Here is a 14,320-nt window from a genome sequence, read left to right as displayed (position 1 = left end):
CTTTTTTATCGGGCAGCGATCTTTAACCGGCGCAGTTTTTTAGTGGCCACAAAAAAGCCCCTGATCTTTCGATTCAGGGGCTTTTTGATCTTGCTGTCTGGCTCCACGACCTGGACTCGAACCAGGGACCCAGTGATTAACAGTCACTTGCTCTACCAACTGAGCTATCGCGGAATTCGCCGTATGTTACTGATTAAAAAGAACAAGTCAACAAAAAATTGTATCTGTGGCGGCTTTTCCGGTGAGTGGTATCGATTTGTTGCGGGGCGGGCAGTCGACAGCCATTGGCGGTTACCAGAAGCGCGGTAGAGGACTACCATGCGTTCCCGGGCGTGGTTCACGCGCTGCCGGCCATTCGTCCACAAGGTAGGCGTCATGACTCAACAACCGCAGTTCTCCCCAATCCTGGCGTACGGGGTGCTTGCATGAGCATTGCCCAGATCAGCCTGCCCAAAGGCGTGGGTGCGCCGGCCGAAAAACTGCTCGAAGCGATCACCCAGGCGGGCACCGCTGAGGAGCTCAACCGTGCCGGGGGCAAGGCCGAAGGGTTTGTGCTGGGGCTGGAAAGCGCCAAGGCGATCAAGAGCCAGGTGGCCGAGGCCTTGTATGTGGCCTATGACGATGCCGCCAGCCAGCGTTCGAGCCAACTGGCCGGCTGAAGCGTCAGCCGCCGAAGGTGACGGTGCCGAGCATGAACTTGGCGTACAGCGAAGTGGCGGCCAGTTGCACCAGCCACAAGGCCAGGCCGCCGAGAAACACGCCGCTTGCCACTTGCAGCACCAGGCTGTTGCCGCGCTTGGTTGTGGGGCGAGGGGTGAAGTGATCGAGGTCGTCATCGCGGTCGGCGCGTAAATTGTCGTTTTTCATGGGATCTCTCGAAAGGGCGGGCTACTGGATGGATCTTTCAGTCTAGTGATTGTCCGCGCAGCAACGAAAAGGGGAAGCCAGACGGCTTCCCCTTTGCTTGTCGCGGGCGTGGCTTAGATCACCGCAACGATGGCCTTGGTCACTACGTCGATGTTGTTCTGGTTCAGTGCGGCCACGCAGATGCGGCCGGTGTCCAGGGCGTAGATGCCGAACTCGTTGCGCAGGCGGGTCACTTGTTCAACGGTCAGGCCGGAGTAGGAGAACATCCCGCACTGGCGGCCTACAAAGCTGAAATCGTGATCCGGGGCGTGCTGTGCCAGCAGGTCGACCATCTGGGTGCGCATGCCACGAATGCGCAGGCGCATCTCGGCCAGTTCCTGCTCCCACTGGGCGCGCAGTTCCGGGCTGTTGAGCACGGCGGCAACCACTGCCGCGCCATGGGTTGGCGGGTTGGAGTAGTTGGTGCGGATCACGCGCTTGACTTGCGACAGCACGCGCGCGCTTTCTTCTTTTGATTCGCTGACGATCGACAGTGCGCCGACGCGCTCGCCGTACAACGAGAACGATTTGGAGAACGAGCTGGAAACGAAGAAATTCAGCCCCGACTCGGCGAACAAGCGCACGGCAGCGGCGTCTTCGTCGATACCGTCGCCAAAGCCCTGGTAGGCCATGTCGAGGAACGGCACGAGGTTTTTCGCCTTGACCACTTCCAGGACGTTTTTCCAGTCCGCTGGGCTCAGGTCAACGCCAGTCGGGTTGTGGCAGCAGGCGTGCAGCACCACGATCGAGTTGGCAGGCAGGGCGTTGAGGTCTTCCAGCAGGCCGGCGCGGTTGACGTCATGGGTGGCGGCGTCGTAGTAGCGGTAGTTCTGCACTGGGAAGCCAGCGGTTTCGAACAGCGCGCGGTGGTTTTCCCAGCTCGGGTCGCTGATGGCGACTACGGCGTCCGGCAGCAGTTGCTTGAGGAAGTCGGCACCGATTTTCAGTGCGCCGGTACCGCCCACGGACTGGGTAGTGACTACGCGGCCAGCGGCCAGCAGCGGCGAATCAGCGCCAAACAGCAGCTTTTGCACGGCCTGGTCGTAGGCAGCGATGCCGTCGATCGGCAGGTAGCCGCGCGAAGCGTGTTGAGCGGCGCGAGTTGTCTCGGCTTCGACTACGGCGCGCAGGAGTGGAATTCGCCCCTCCTCGTTGCAGTAAACACCGACCCCCAGGTTGACCTTGTTGGTTCGGGTGTCAGCGTTGAATGCTTCGTTGAGGCCCAGGATTGGATCGCGTGGTGCCATTTCGACAGCGGAGAACAGGCTCATTATTGCGGCGGCTCTGAATGGAATATGGAGGGACGTGTAGCGCTCCAGCCGAATGCACTAGAGCGGTGCACAAACGGGGAGCTAGTATAGAGGCCATCACCGGGCAGGGCGACAGGCGTTTGACCTTTTCCGGCAAGTTTTTCGGATTATTTGCCAACCGTTAGTCTTATTGTCGTGACGGTCTATTACGGGGCATGTAGGACGATTACCTTGAAACTACAGGTATTCGCCACCACATCAACGGTTATCATGATTTTTCCCCGCGACATCCGTCGTCAGCGTTGTTTATCGTGGCTGCCTGGCCCTCCCGCTCAGGCAGGCACCCGCGCCGCGCAAAACCAGAGGTAGGTATGTCCGAATTCCAGCTAGTCACCCGCTTCGAGCCTGCCGGCGATCAGCCGGAAGCCATCCGCCTGATGGTCGAGGGCATCGAGGCCGGGCTCGCGCACCAGACGCTGCTCGGTGTGACAGGCTCCGGCAAGACCTTCAGTATCGCCAACGTGATCGCCCAGGTGCAGCGTCCGACCCTGGTGCTGGCGCCGAACAAGACCCTGGCCGCGCAGTTGTATGGCGAATTCAAGGCGTTTTTCCCGAACAACGCGGTCGAGTACTTCGTTTCCTACTACGACTACTACCAGCCGGAAGCGTACGTGCCGTCGTCCGATACCTTCATCGAGAAGGACGCCTCGATCAACGACCACATCGAACAGATGCGCCTGTCGGCGACCAAGGCGCTGCTCGAGCGCAAGGACGCGATTATCGTCACCACGGTGTCGTGCATCTACGGCCTGGGCAGTCCGGAAACCTATCTGAAGATGGTCTTGCACATCGATCGTGGCGACAAGCTCGATCAGCGTGCCCTGGTCCGCCGCCTGGCCGACCTGCAGTACACCCGCAATGACATGGATTTCGCCCGCGCCACGTTTCGCGTGCGCGGCGACGTGATCGATGTGTACCCGGCGGAATCCGACCTGGAAGCGATCCGCATCGAGCTGTTCGATGATGAGGTCGAAAGCCTCTCGGCCTTCGATCCGCTGACCGGGGAGGTGATCCGCAAGCTGCCGCGCTTCACCTTCTACCCCAAGAGCCACTACGTGACGCCCCGCGAAACCCTGCTCGGTGCCATCGACGGGATCAAGGTCGAGTTGCAGGAGCGCCTCGACTACCTGCGTTCCAACAACAAGCTGGTGGAAGCCCAGCGCCTGGAGCAACGCACCCGGTTTGACCTGGAGATGATCCTCGAGCTGGGCTACTGCAACGGCATTGAAAACTACTCGCGCTACCTGTCCGGCCGGGATTCTGGCCAGGCGCCGCCGACCTTGTTCGACTACTTGCCGGCCGATGCCTTGCTGGTGATCGACGAATCCCACGTCAGCGTGCCGCAGGTCGGGGCGATGTATAAGGGCGACCGTTCGCGCAAGGAGACCCTGGTGGAGTACGGGTTCCGCCTGCCCTCGGCGCTGGATAACCGGCCGATGCGCTTCGACGAGTTCGAAAACATCAGCCCGCAGACGATTTTTGTCTCGGCCACCCCGGGCAACTACGAAGCTGAACATGCCGGGCGTGTGGTCGAGCAATTGGTGCGTCCGACCGGCCTGGTGGACCCGCAGATCGAAATCCGCCCGGCGCTGACCCAGGTCGACGACTTGCTGTCGGAGATCACCAAGCGGGTGGCGCTGGAGGAGCGGGTGCTGGTCACCACGCTGACCAAACGCATGTCCGAAGATCTCACCGACTACCTGGCGGACCACGGCGTGCGCGTACGTTACCTGCACTCGGACATCGACACCGTGGAGCGGGTGGAGATCATCCGCGACTTGCGCCTCGGCACCTTCGACGTGCTGGTGGGGATCAACCTGTTGCGTGAAGGCCTGGACATGCCGGAAGTATCGCTGGTGGCGATTCTCGATGCCGACAAGGAAGGCTTCCTGCGTTCCGAGCGTTCGCTGATCCAGACCATCGGCCGCGCCGCGCGTAACCTCAACGGCCGGGCGATTCTGTATGCCGACCGCATCACGGGTTCGATGGAGCGGGCGATCGGCGAGACCGAGCGTCGTCGCGACAAGCAGATCGCCTTCAACCTGGCCAACGGCATCACCCCCAAAGGGGTGTTCAAGGATGTCGCCGACATCATGGAAGGCGCCACCGTGCCGGGTTCGCGCAGCAAGAAGCGCAAGGGCATGGCCAAGGCGGCCGAGGAAAGCGCCAAGTACGAAAACGAACTGCGCTCGCCGAGCGAGATCACCAAGCGCATTCGCCAACTGGAAGAGAAGATGTACCAGCTCGCCCGCGACCTGGAATTCGAAGCCGCGGCCCAGACCCGCGACGAAATCGCCAAGATGCGCGAGCGGTTGTTGGCGGTCTGATCCTCGGCGCCTGGCAGGGCCTCATCGCGGGCAAGCCCGCTCCCACAGGGTCCTTCAATCACCGTGGGAGCGGGCTTGCCCGCGATGAGGCCCGCCAGTGCGCTACAAATTCACCTAGTGCGCCTCACCCGCCTTGAGCCCCGCCGGCAATGCCTTGGTCAGCAAAATCGCCAACATGCTCACCCCCAGCGCAATCCCGACGAAATGAAAGGCGTCGTTGTACGCCATGATCGATGCCTGCTGGTGGGCGATCTCACTGAGCTTGCCCAGCGCGGCCGTCTCGCTGCCAAAACGGTCGGTGAGGCTGGCCAGGCGTTCGGCCACTTGCGGATTGGTCGGCACGATGGCCTCGCGCAGGTAATCGAAGTAGGTCTTGGTCCGGGCATCCAGCAGAGTGGCAAGCAGGGCGATGCCGATGGCGCCACCGAGGTTGCGCAGGATGTTGAACAGGCTCGACGCCGAGCCGGCATCCTGGGGCAGGATGTAGGCGGTGGCGATCAGCGAGATGGTGACCATGATCAGCGGCTGCCCCAGCGCGCGGATGATCTGGATCTGGTTGAACTGCGGCCCGGCAAAGTCCGGGTTGAGCACTCCCGAAGAAAAACTCGCCAGGCCGAACAGGCCAAAACCCAGGGTGCACAGCCACTTCGGCGAGATGTACTGCATCAGCTTGGGCACCAGCGGAATCAGGAACAACTGGGGCACGCCCATCCACATGATCACTTCGCCGATCTGCAGCGCGTTGTAGTTCTGGATCTGTGCCAGGTACAGCGGCAACAGGTAGATCGAGCCATACAGCCCCACCCCCATGCCCAGGCTGGAGATACTCGACAGGCCGAAGTTGCGGTTGCGCAGGATGCCCAGGTTGATCAGCGGGTTGGGCTTGGACACCTGGACGATGACAAAGGTGATCAGGCTGACCAGGGCAATACTGCCCAGGGTCACGATCAGGCTCGACTCCAGCCAGTCCTTGCGATGGCCTTCCTCGAGGAATACCTGCAGGCAGCCCAGGCCGACACCCAAGGTGAGGATGCCGGTGTAGTCGGTGCTCTTGAGCAGTTCCCAGTGCGCTTCTTTCTTCTCCAGGCCATACATCAGGCCGGCAATCATGATCAGGCCGGGCGGGATGTTGATGTAGAAGATGTACTCCCAGCCCCAGTTTTCCGTGAGCCAGCCACCCAGGGTCGGGCCGATGGAGGGGGCGAAGGTGGCGGTCATGGCGAACATGGCCATGCCTTTGGCGCGGTGGTGCTCGGGCAGCTTGATCAGGGTCAGGGTGAATGCCAGGGGGATCAGCGCGCCGCCGGTGAAGCCCTGCAAGGCGCGGAACACGATCATGCTTTCCAGGCTCCAGGCCATGGAGCAGAGCAGGGAGGCGAACAGGAAACCGGCCGAGACCCAGACCGCCAGGCGGCGTGCCGAGAGCAACTGCACCAGCCAGGCGGTGAGGGGGATCATGATGATTTCCGCCACCAGGTAGGAGGTGGAAATCCACGAGCCCTCCTCAAGCGTCGCCGACAGCGCGCCCTGGATGTCCTTGAGCGAGGAGTTGGTGATCTGGATGTCGAGTACCGCCATGAAGGCGCCGAGCATCACGCTCATCACCGCAATCCAGTCCCGCCGGGTCGGTTCGCCGACCGGGCGGATCAGTTGATCACCGGCCATCGACAGGGTCTTTGATGTTCACTTTGGCGGTGACTGACATCCCGGGGCGGATCTTGCCGTGCAGCGGGTTATCCGCGGCAAACGTCAGCTTCACTGGAATCCGTTGCACCACCTTGGTGAAGTTGCCGGTGGCATTGTCTGGCGGCAGCAGGCTGAATTGGGCGCCGGAGGCGGCGAACAGGCTGTCGACCCGAGCTTCGATCGGGGTGTCGCCGTAGGCATCGAAAATCAGCTCGGCCTTTTGCCCGGGCTGCATGTGGCCGATCTGGGTTTCCTTGAAGTTGGCCTGAATCCAGATGTCCTGGTCCGGGACGATCGACAGCAGGTACGCGCCGGCTTGCACCACCTGGCCGTTGCGCGCCGCGCGCTGGCCAACCAGGCCGCTGATCGGCGAGTGGATCTCGCTGCGGGTCAGGTTCAGCTCGGCCTGGGCCAGGTCGGCCTGGGCGTTGGCGATCTGCGCGTCGAGGCGCTTGATTTCGGCGCTCAGGGCGTTGACCTGCTGGCGCTGTGCCTGGGCGTCGGCCTGGGCCTTGGTGACTTGTGAGCGGGCGATATGGTTTTCCGCCGACAGGGTGGTGACCCGTTCTTCCGAGACATAGCCGGGTTTGCGCAGCGTTTCGGCGCGGGACAGGTCTATTTGCGAGCGCCCCAGGCTGGCCTGGCTGGAGGCGACCTGGGCTTCGCTGGAGGCGATCAGGCTGGCTTGCTGGGTCAGTTTGCTCTGGGCCTGCAGGCGCTCTGCCTGGCGGGTGGCGAGGGCGGCGGCGGCGCGGTCGACGGCAAGGCGGAAGTCTTCACCTTCGAGACGGATCAGCAACTGGCCTTTTTCCACGTGCTGGTTGTCATGCACCAGCACCTCGTCGATGCGCGCGCTCAACTGGCTGGAAACGCGGGTGATTTCACCCTGCACATAGGCGTTATCGGTGCTTTCGTAAAACCGTCCCTTGAAGAACCATTCGGCGAAAAAGCCGCCGGCGACCAGCAGGACGATAAACAGGAAGATAAACAGGCGACGCTTGAGTTGGGCAGGCATGGGCAGCTTGTAGTCGATAAAGTGTAAGGAAATTTAACAGGCGGTGAATCTGGCACATAGCCGACAGGTGGTAAATGCCACTAAATGATAATCAGGCATTTGCCGCTGTTAGCGCCTTTTGTAGCCTCAATCTTGGCTTATATGCCCTGCTCACTGGAGCCGGGCGGGTGTCGCCTGTTACCATTCGCCCTTTGTTTCATCTCCGCTTTTCATCATCTTTCGAGACACGCCATGACCACCGTCCGCACTCGCATCGCGCCATCGCCTACCGGCGATCCCCATGTCGGCACCGCTTACATCGCTTTGTTCAACTACTGCTTTGCCAAGCAGCATGGCGGTGAGTTCATCCTGCGCATTGAAGACACCGACCAGTTGCGCTCGACCCGCGAGTCCGAACAGCAGATTTTCGATGCCTTGCGTTGGCTGGGCATCGACTGGGCCGAAGGCCCGGACGTCGGCGGCCCGCACGGCCCGTACCGGCAGAGCGAGCGTGGCGAGATCTACCAGAAGTACTGCCAGCAGCTCGTGGAGATGGGCCACGCGTTCCCGTGCTTCTGCACCGCCGAGGAGCTGGACCAGATGCGCGCCGAGCAAATGGCTCGCGGCGAGACCCCGCGCTACGACGGTCGTGCCCTGCTGCTGTCCAAGGAAGAAGTGGCTCGCCGCCTGGCCGCTGGCGAACCTCACGTGATCCGCATGAAGGTGCCGACCGAAGGCGTCTGCGTGGTGCCGGACATGCTGCGTGGCGACGTCGAGATCCCGTGGGATCGCATGGACATGCAAGTGCTGATGAAGACCGACGGCCTGCCGACCTACTTCCTGGCCAACGTGGTCGATGACCACCTGATGGGCATCACCCACGTCCTGCGCGGCGAAGAGTGGCTGCCATCGGCGCCCAAACTGATCCTGCTGTACGAATACTTCGGCTGGGAACAGCCGGAGCTGTGCTACATGCCGCTGTTGCGCAACCCGGACAAGAGCAAGCTGTCCAAGCGCAAGAACCCGACCTCGGTGACCTTCTACGAGCGCATGGGCTTCATGCCGGAAGCGATGCTCAACTACCTGGGGCGCATGGGCTGGTCGATGCCGGACGAGCGCGAGAAGTTCTCCCTGCAAGAGATGGTCGACAACTTCGACCTCAAGCGCGTGTCCCTGGGCGGGCCGATCTTCGACATCGAGAAGCTGTCCTGGCTCAACGGCCAGTGGCTGCGTGACCTGCCGGTGGAAGAGTTTGCCAGCCGCCTGCAGACGTGGGCGCTGAACCCCGAGTACATGATGAAGATCGCCCCCCACGTGCAGGGCCGGGTGGAAACCTTCAGCCAGGTGGCACCGCTCGCCGGGTTCTTCTTCGCCGGTGGCGTCAACCCGGATGCCAAGCTGTTCGAATCCAAGAAGCTCTCGGGCGACCAGGTGCGCCAGTTGATGCAGTTGATCCTGTGGAAGCTGGAGAGCCTGCGTCAGTGGCAGAAGGACAACATCACCGCGACGATTCAGGCGGTGGTCGAATCCCTCGAGCTGAAACTGCGCGATGCCATGCCGTTGATGTTCGCCGCGATTACCGGCCAGGCGAGCTCGGTGTCGGTGCTCGACGCCATGGAAATCCTCGGCCCGGACCTGACCCGTTTCCGCCTGCGCCAGGCCATCGACCTGCTCGGTGGCGTGTCGAAGAAAGAAAACAAGGAGTGGGAAAAGCTGCTGGCCGCGATTGCCTGATTCCCTGCGGTAGCTCCTGGCAGGCCCTTGGCCTGTGCCAAACCCCCGGATTTCCGGGGGGAGGGCGGTAAGTGATTGTTATGTCGGCAAAAAATTTTAAATTTTTTGAAAAATAAGTTTGACAGACATTCGATACGCCCTTAAGATTCGCCCCGTCCTCAGCGATGACATCAACGATGAGGGGCTATAGCTCAGCTGGGAGAGCGCTTGCATGGCATGCAAGAGGTCGACGGTTCGATCCCGTCTAGCTCCACCAATTTACACTTCAAGGTCTGGCCACACCGGCCTTGAAGCGATCAACACTCAGCGTTGATCAGTTGTATAGAAGGTTTGTGTCCCCTTCGTCTAGTGGCCTAGGACACCGCCCTTTCACGGCGGTAACAGGGGTTCGAGTCCCCTAGGGGACGCCAGTTTTACAGAAGTGATGTTGCAAGATGTCACTCCGCCGCGAGGCGAAAAATCCGGGGCTTTAGCTCAGCTGGGAGAGCGCCTGCATGGCATGCAGGAGGTCAGCGGTTCGATCCCGCTAAGCTCCACCAATTTTACACTTCAAGGTCTGGCCACACCGGCCTTGAAGCGATCAGTACTCAGCGCTGATCAGTGTATAGAAGGGTTTGCGTCCCCTTCGTCTAGTGGCCTAGGACACCGCCCTTTCACGGCGGTAACAGGGGTTCGAGTCCCCTAGGGGACGCCACGATTACCCGCTCTGCGGGATTTTATAAGGGTCATTCAATTATTGAATGGCCCTTTTGTTTGTCTGGCGTTTGGCCAATTCCCCCATACCCTCTCTGCTCTTCTGACCAACGGTCAAATCCAGCCCTTGCGTAAATTTATTATGAGAATAATATTTCTATCGTAATATTCGGAGGCAACGATGAACGACAAAAAAGCTCAAACCCGTGAACGCATTCTCCAGGCCGCCAGCTCTGCGCTGATTCAACGTGGCCCGGCGGAACCGAGCGTGGGCGAAGTGATGGGGGCGGCCGGCCTGACCGTCGGCGGCTTCTATGCGCACTTCGAAAGCAAGGACGCAATGATGCTGGAAGCCTTCACCCAGTTGCTCGGCCAGCGTCGGGCGTTGATCGCCGACATGGATGCCGAGCTGACCGGGGAAGAGCGCCGGGCGTTGGTCGCGGCGTTCTACCTGTCGCGCAAACACCGCGACTCCACCGAAAACGCCTGTCCGATTCCGGCGTCGGTGGGGGAGTTGGGTCGCCTGCCGGATGACTTCCGGGTGGCCTTGAACGAGCACGTCGAGCTGATGGTCGCGCAGTTGGCCAGCAGCCCGGAAGACGCCGATAAGGTCCTCGCGGACCTGGCGCTGATGGTGGGAGGCCTGGCCCTGGCGCGAGCGCTGGGAGCCGGTGAGTTGTCTGATCGATTGCTGCGTGCCGCCAAGTCGGCGGTGCTGTGACCTGAAGCGTTGGCCTTTGGAGATGAGCGATGAACACCTTGAGTTGGGTTCGCGGCGTTAACGGCACGTTGGGCTGGGTGGCGCCGAAGTTGATTGCGAACAAGATGCGTCAGGTGTTCATGACGCCGCGTGAATTGCCACCCCGTGACTGGGAGATGCCGCTGCTGGCCAGTGCCGAGCGCATTACCTTGCGCTTTGGGCTCTCGGCCTTGCGCTGGGGCCAGGGCCCGGCAGTGTTGCTGATGCATGGTTGGGAAGGGCGGCCGACCCAGTTCGCCAGCCTGATCAGCGCCCTGGTGGACGCCGGTTATACGGTGATTGCCCTGGACGGTCCTGCCCACGGTCGTTCGCCGGGACGCGAGGCCAACGTCGTACTGTTTGCCCGCGCCATGCTCGAAGCGGCGGCCGAGTTGCCGCCGCTGCAAGGGGTCGTCGGCCACTCCATGGGCGGCGCCAGTGCAATGCTTGCGGTGCAGTTGGGGCTGCGTACACAGACCCTGGTGAGCATCGCGGCACCGGCGCGGATTCTTGGCGTGCTGCGTGGTTTTGCCCGCTACTTCGGTTTGCCACCGCGTGCGCGCTCGGCGTTTATCCGCAAGGTCGAGCAGGATGTCGGCATTCAGGCTTCAAGGCTCGATGTCGCCCACTATCAATTGGATATGCCCGGATTGATTGTGCATGCCGAGGACGACACCTTTGTCCCGGTGAGCGAGTCGCAGCTGATCCACGAAGCCTGGTTCGACAGTCGCCTGCTGCTCCTGGAGGAGGGCGGTCACCAACGGGTGCTGGCCGACCCGCGAGTGATCGAAGGGGTGCTGGGATTGCTCGCGGGTAGCAGCCTGCAGGCGCGGCAATCGGCCTGATCATCCGTTACACTGCTCCCGGTCGAATAAGCGGACCGGGAGTGAGGCATGGGCTGGGATCGGGCAACACCCTTTGTGATTGACCTGCAGGTGGCCGCAGAGGACATCGACGGGCTGGGGCACGCCAATAACGCGGTGTACGTTACCTGGCTCGAGCGCTGCGCCTGGCGCCATTCACAGCGTCTGGGGCTGGACCTGGTGGAGTATCGGCGGCTGGACCGGGCCATGGCCGTGGTGCGCCACGAGATCGATTACCTGGCAGCGGCCTATGAAGGTGACGAGTTGCAGTTGGCGACCTGGATCGTCGACTGGGACCAGCGCCTGAAAATGTCCCGGCATTTCCAGTTGGTTCGCCCCAGTGACAACGCGACCCTGCTGCGCGCGCAAACCACCTTTGTCTGTATCGAGCTGTCCAGCGGCAAACCCAAGCGCATGCCCGCCGAGTTCATCGAAGGCTACGGTCCGGCGTTGCACGCTCGCGCCTGAACGGATTGATGAAATGCAAAAACGGCACCCGAGGGTGCCGTTTTTTTGTTGCTGCGATTCGCTTGAGCGATCAGCCCGCCAGGCCGGCTTGCTGGACCAGGGTCAGCAACGGTTGCGGGTAGACGCCCAGGAAAAACGCCAGGGCGGCGATGGCCAGCAGCATCACGCCACCAGCCTTTTGCTCCCAGTGCAGCTGAGCGTCGACGCGGCGCAGGTTAGGCTCGATCAGGAACAGGGTAACCATCACGCGCAGGTAGTAGAACACGCCGATGGCGCTACCCAGCACCAGCGAGCCGACCAGCCACCATTGGTGCGCTTCGACACCCGTGGCAATGATGTAGAACTTGCCGATGAAGCCTGCGGTCAGCGGGATGCCGGCCAGGGACAGCATCATCACGGTCAGCACGGCGGTCAGGTACGGACGGCGCCAGAACAGGCCGCGATACTCGTACAGGGCGTCGGCGTCACGGCCTTTGTACGGCGAGGACATCAGGGTGATCACGCCGAACGCGCCGAGGCTGGTGATCACGTAGGTGACCAGGTACACGCCGATGGCTTCCAGGGCCAGGCCCTTGCTCGCCACCAGGGCGATCAGCAGGTAGCCGAAGTGGGCAATGGAGGAGTAACCCAGCAGACGCTTGAGGTTGCTCTGGGTCAGTGCCAACAGGTTACCGAACAGGATCGAGGCAATCGCGATCACGGTCAGGACGTTGCTCAGCACGGCGGTGTTGGCGGCTGGGGAGATCTGGAACAGACGCACCATGACCGCAAACACTGCGACTTTCGAGGCAGTCGCCAGGAACGCGGCGACAGGGGCCGGAGCACCTTCGTACACGTCCGGCGTCCACAAGTGGAAAGGCACCAGGGACAATTTGAACGCCAGGCCCACCAGCATCATCGCCATGCCCAATTGCGCCAGCGGGCTGGCTGCGCCGCTGGCGGCCAGGGCGTGACCGATACCGCTGAAGCTCAGGCTGCCAGCATCGGCATAGAGCAGCGCCATGCCGAACAACAGGAACGCGGAACCGGCGGCCGACAGCACCATGTACTTGATGCCGGCTTCCAGCGAGCGCTTGTTGAAGAAGGCATACGCCACCAGACCGTAGACCGGTACCGAGAGCAGCTCCAGGCCGATGAACAAGCCGGCCAGGTGTTGCGCGCTGACCAGCACGATACCGCCGGCCGCAGCCAGCAGGATCAGCAGGTACAGCTCTTCGCGGTTGCCCGGGTAGCCAGTGCCGCCTTCGCCGAGGTAGGCGTGGGCGAGGGTGACGCAGGCCAGGGTCGCCACGAGGATCAGTGCGATGTACAGCAGCGCGAAGTTGTCGACCAGCATCAGCGGGGTGACGACCAGCGGCGCGACCTTGAGTGCCGGCAGGATAGACAGCAAGGCCAGGTTAAGACCCGCCACCGAGAGCAGGAACGTCTGTGAGTGGTTGCGGCGCCATGCGATAGCCAGCATCACCACAATCACGGTGAGGCTGGTGATCAACAGTGGCGCTAGCGCGATAAAGTGTTGAATCGTGAATTCCATAGCGCTCTTACCGGGCCGAAGCGAGTTGAGTGAAGGCGGTACCGAGCCATTGCTGCACACCATGCATCGTCGCAGCAGAGGTATCGAGGAACGGTTGCGGGTAGACGCCGAGGTAGATCAGCAGTACCGCAAGGCCGAGCACCATGATCAGTTCGCGAGCATCCATGCCGTGCAGCACCGCGTCCGACTTGGACGGGCCGAAGTAGGCACGGTGGATCATGATCAGCGAGTAGACCGAACCGAACACCAGGCCGGAGGTGGCAATCGCGGTGATCCATGGGGCACTGGCGAAGGTGCCGATCAGGATCAGGAACTCACCGACGAAGTTGCCGGTACCCGGCAGGCCCAGGGAGGCGGCTGCGAAGAACAGGCTGATGGCCGGCAGGTAGGCGATCTTCGACCACAGGCCACCCATTTCACGCATGTCGCGGGTGTGGGTGCGCTCGTACAACTGGCCGCTGAGGATAAACAGTGCCGCCGCGGACAGGCCGTGGGCAAGCATCTGGATCACCGCGCCTTGCAGGGCCAACTGGCTACCGGAGTAGATACCGATCAGCACGAAGCCCATGTGCGAAACGCTGGAGAACGCGATCAGGCGCTTGATGTCGGTCTGGGCAAATGCCAGGAACGCACCGTAGAAGATCCCGACCAGGCCCAGGGCCATGGCGATCGGCGCAAACTCGGCCGAGGCGTTCGGGAACAGCGGCAGGGCGAAACGCAGCAGGCCATAGGCCGCGGTTTTCAGCAAGATACCGGCGAGGTCGACGGAACCTGCGGTCGGTGCCTGGGCGTGAGCGTCAGGCAGCCAGGAGTGGAACGGCACCACGGGCAGCTTGACCGCGAAGGCGATGAAGAAGCCGAGCATCAGGATGTACTCGGTGGTCATCGACATCTTGGTTTTCAGCAGGTCGGCGTAGTTGAACGTAATCACGCCCGTGCTGTTGAAGTTGACCAGGACCAGACCGAGGATCGCCACCAGCATGATCAGGCCGGAAGCCTGAGTGAAGATGAAGAACTTGGTCGCCGCGTAGATCCGGGTTTTCTTGCCGTCCGAAGAACTGTGACC

At 61.8% G+C, this 14,320-nt stretch carries 12 protein-coding genes and 5 tRNA genes; 10 read left to right on the top strand and 7 right to left on the bottom strand.

The window, feature by feature from the left end:
• Positions 1-98: 98 nt before the first annotated feature.
• Positions 99-174 (bottom strand) — tRNA-Asn (locus ACIOVD_RS22140).
• A gap of 251 nt (positions 175-425) precedes the next feature.
• On the opposite strand from ACIOVD_RS22140, the gene ACIOVD_RS22135 reads away from it, so the two are divergent.
• Positions 426-659, top strand: a complete 234-nt coding sequence (locus ACIOVD_RS22135) for a hypothetical protein (RefSeq protein ID WP_401130190.1) — start codon at positions 426-428, stop codon at positions 657-659.
• A gap of 4 nt (positions 660-663) precedes the next feature.
• Here ACIOVD_RS22135 and ACIOVD_RS22130 read toward each other — a convergent pair whose 3' ends face one another.
• Together ACIOVD_RS22130 and ACIOVD_RS22125 are read right to left on the bottom strand one after the other, a co-directional pair.
• Positions 664-867: a hypothetical protein gene (locus ACIOVD_RS22130; RefSeq protein ID WP_095165257.1), complete on the bottom strand. Its 204-nt coding sequence runs from the start codon at positions 865-867 to the stop codon at positions 664-666.
• Positions 868-980: 113 nt separating this feature from the next.
• Positions 981-2,177 carry an amino acid aminotransferase gene (locus ACIOVD_RS22125; RefSeq protein ID WP_401130188.1) on the bottom strand — a complete coding sequence of 399 codons (1,197 nt, stop codon included), beginning with the start codon at positions 2,175-2,177 and terminating at the stop codon, positions 981-983.
• A gap of 350 nt (positions 2,178-2,527) precedes the next feature.
• Here ACIOVD_RS22125 and uvrB point away from each other — a divergent pair, with 350 nt between their 5' ends.
• Positions 2,528-4,543, top strand: coding sequence for an excinuclease ABC subunit UvrB (gene uvrB, locus ACIOVD_RS22120; protein ID WP_095165255.1), 2,016 nt, complete (start codon positions 2,528-2,530; stop codon positions 4,541-4,543).
• A gap of 114 nt (positions 4,544-4,657) precedes the next feature.
• Here the strand turns inward: uvrB and ACIOVD_RS22115 are convergent, their stop codons facing one another.
• A complete protein-coding gene (locus ACIOVD_RS22115; protein WP_177440576.1) occupies positions 4,658-6,148 on the bottom strand; it encodes an MDR family MFS transporter in 1,491 nt (496 codons plus the stop codon).
• A gap of 49 nt (positions 6,149-6,197) precedes the next feature.
• The gene (locus ACIOVD_RS22110) at positions 6,198-7,244 is read right to left on the bottom strand and encodes an HlyD family secretion protein (RefSeq protein WP_095165253.1); all 1,047 of its coding nucleotides are present in this window, start codon (positions 7,242-7,244) and stop codon (positions 6,198-6,200) included.
• Positions 7,245-7,475: 231 nt separating this feature from the next.
• Here ACIOVD_RS22110 and gltX point away from each other — a divergent pair, with 231 nt between their 5' ends.
• The 8 genes from gltX to ACIOVD_RS22070 all read left to right on the top strand — a co-directional run bounded on the left by gltX (position 7,476) and on the right by ACIOVD_RS22070 (position 11,720).
• Positions 7,476-8,957: a glutamate--tRNA ligase gene (gene gltX / locus ACIOVD_RS22105; protein ID WP_095165252.1), complete on the top strand. Its 1,482-nt coding sequence runs from the start codon at positions 7,476-7,478 to the stop codon at positions 8,955-8,957.
• Between the two features lie 180 nt (positions 8,958-9,137).
• Positions 9,138-9,213, top strand: a tRNA-Ala gene (locus ACIOVD_RS22100).
• 78 nt (positions 9,214-9,291) lie between these two features.
• Positions 9,292-9,367: transfer RNA gene (locus tag ACIOVD_RS22095), tRNA-Glu, on the top strand.
• Positions 9,368-9,420: 53 nt separating this feature from the next.
• Positions 9,421-9,496 (top strand) — tRNA-Ala (locus ACIOVD_RS22090).
• Between the two features lie 79 nt (positions 9,497-9,575).
• A tRNA-Glu gene (locus tag ACIOVD_RS22085) sits at positions 9,576-9,651 on the top strand.
• A gap of 180 nt (positions 9,652-9,831) precedes the next feature.
• Entirely contained in the window at positions 9,832-10,371 is a 540-nt protein-coding gene (locus ACIOVD_RS22080; protein ID WP_159996956.1) for a TetR/AcrR family transcriptional regulator, read from the top strand.
• Between the two features lie 29 nt (positions 10,372-10,400).
• Positions 10,401-11,234, top strand: coding sequence for an alpha/beta fold hydrolase (locus ACIOVD_RS22075; RefSeq protein ID WP_401130184.1), 834 nt, complete (start codon positions 10,401-10,403; stop codon positions 11,232-11,234).
• Between the two features lie 48 nt (positions 11,235-11,282).
• Positions 11,283-11,720 (top strand): acyl-CoA thioesterase, encoded by a 438-nt coding sequence (locus ACIOVD_RS22070; RefSeq protein WP_401130182.1) that lies wholly within the window; start codon positions 11,283-11,285, stop codon positions 11,718-11,720.
• A gap of 70 nt (positions 11,721-11,790) precedes the next feature.
• On the opposite strand, the gene nuoN is transcribed toward ACIOVD_RS22070, so the two are convergent.
• Together nuoN and nuoM are read right to left on the bottom strand one after the other, a co-directional pair.
• Positions 11,791-13,254, bottom strand: coding sequence for an NADH-quinone oxidoreductase subunit NuoN (nuoN, locus tag ACIOVD_RS22065; protein ID WP_159996950.1), 1,464 nt, complete (start codon positions 13,252-13,254; stop codon positions 11,791-11,793).
• A gap of 7 nt (positions 13,255-13,261) precedes the next feature.
• The coding region (nuoM, locus tag ACIOVD_RS22060; protein ID WP_401130180.1) for an NADH-quinone oxidoreductase subunit M at positions 13,262-14,320 on the bottom strand (1,059 nt) is incomplete at its 5' end.

This window comes from Pseudomonas sp. NPDC087626 (genome assembly GCF_044743405.1).
Classification (GTDB): Bacteria; Pseudomonadota; Gammaproteobacteria; order Pseudomonadales; family Pseudomonadaceae; genus Aquipseudomonas.
The sequence above is the reverse complement of the archived record's forward strand: the minus strand, read 5'-3'. Positions and strand labels throughout refer to the sequence as shown.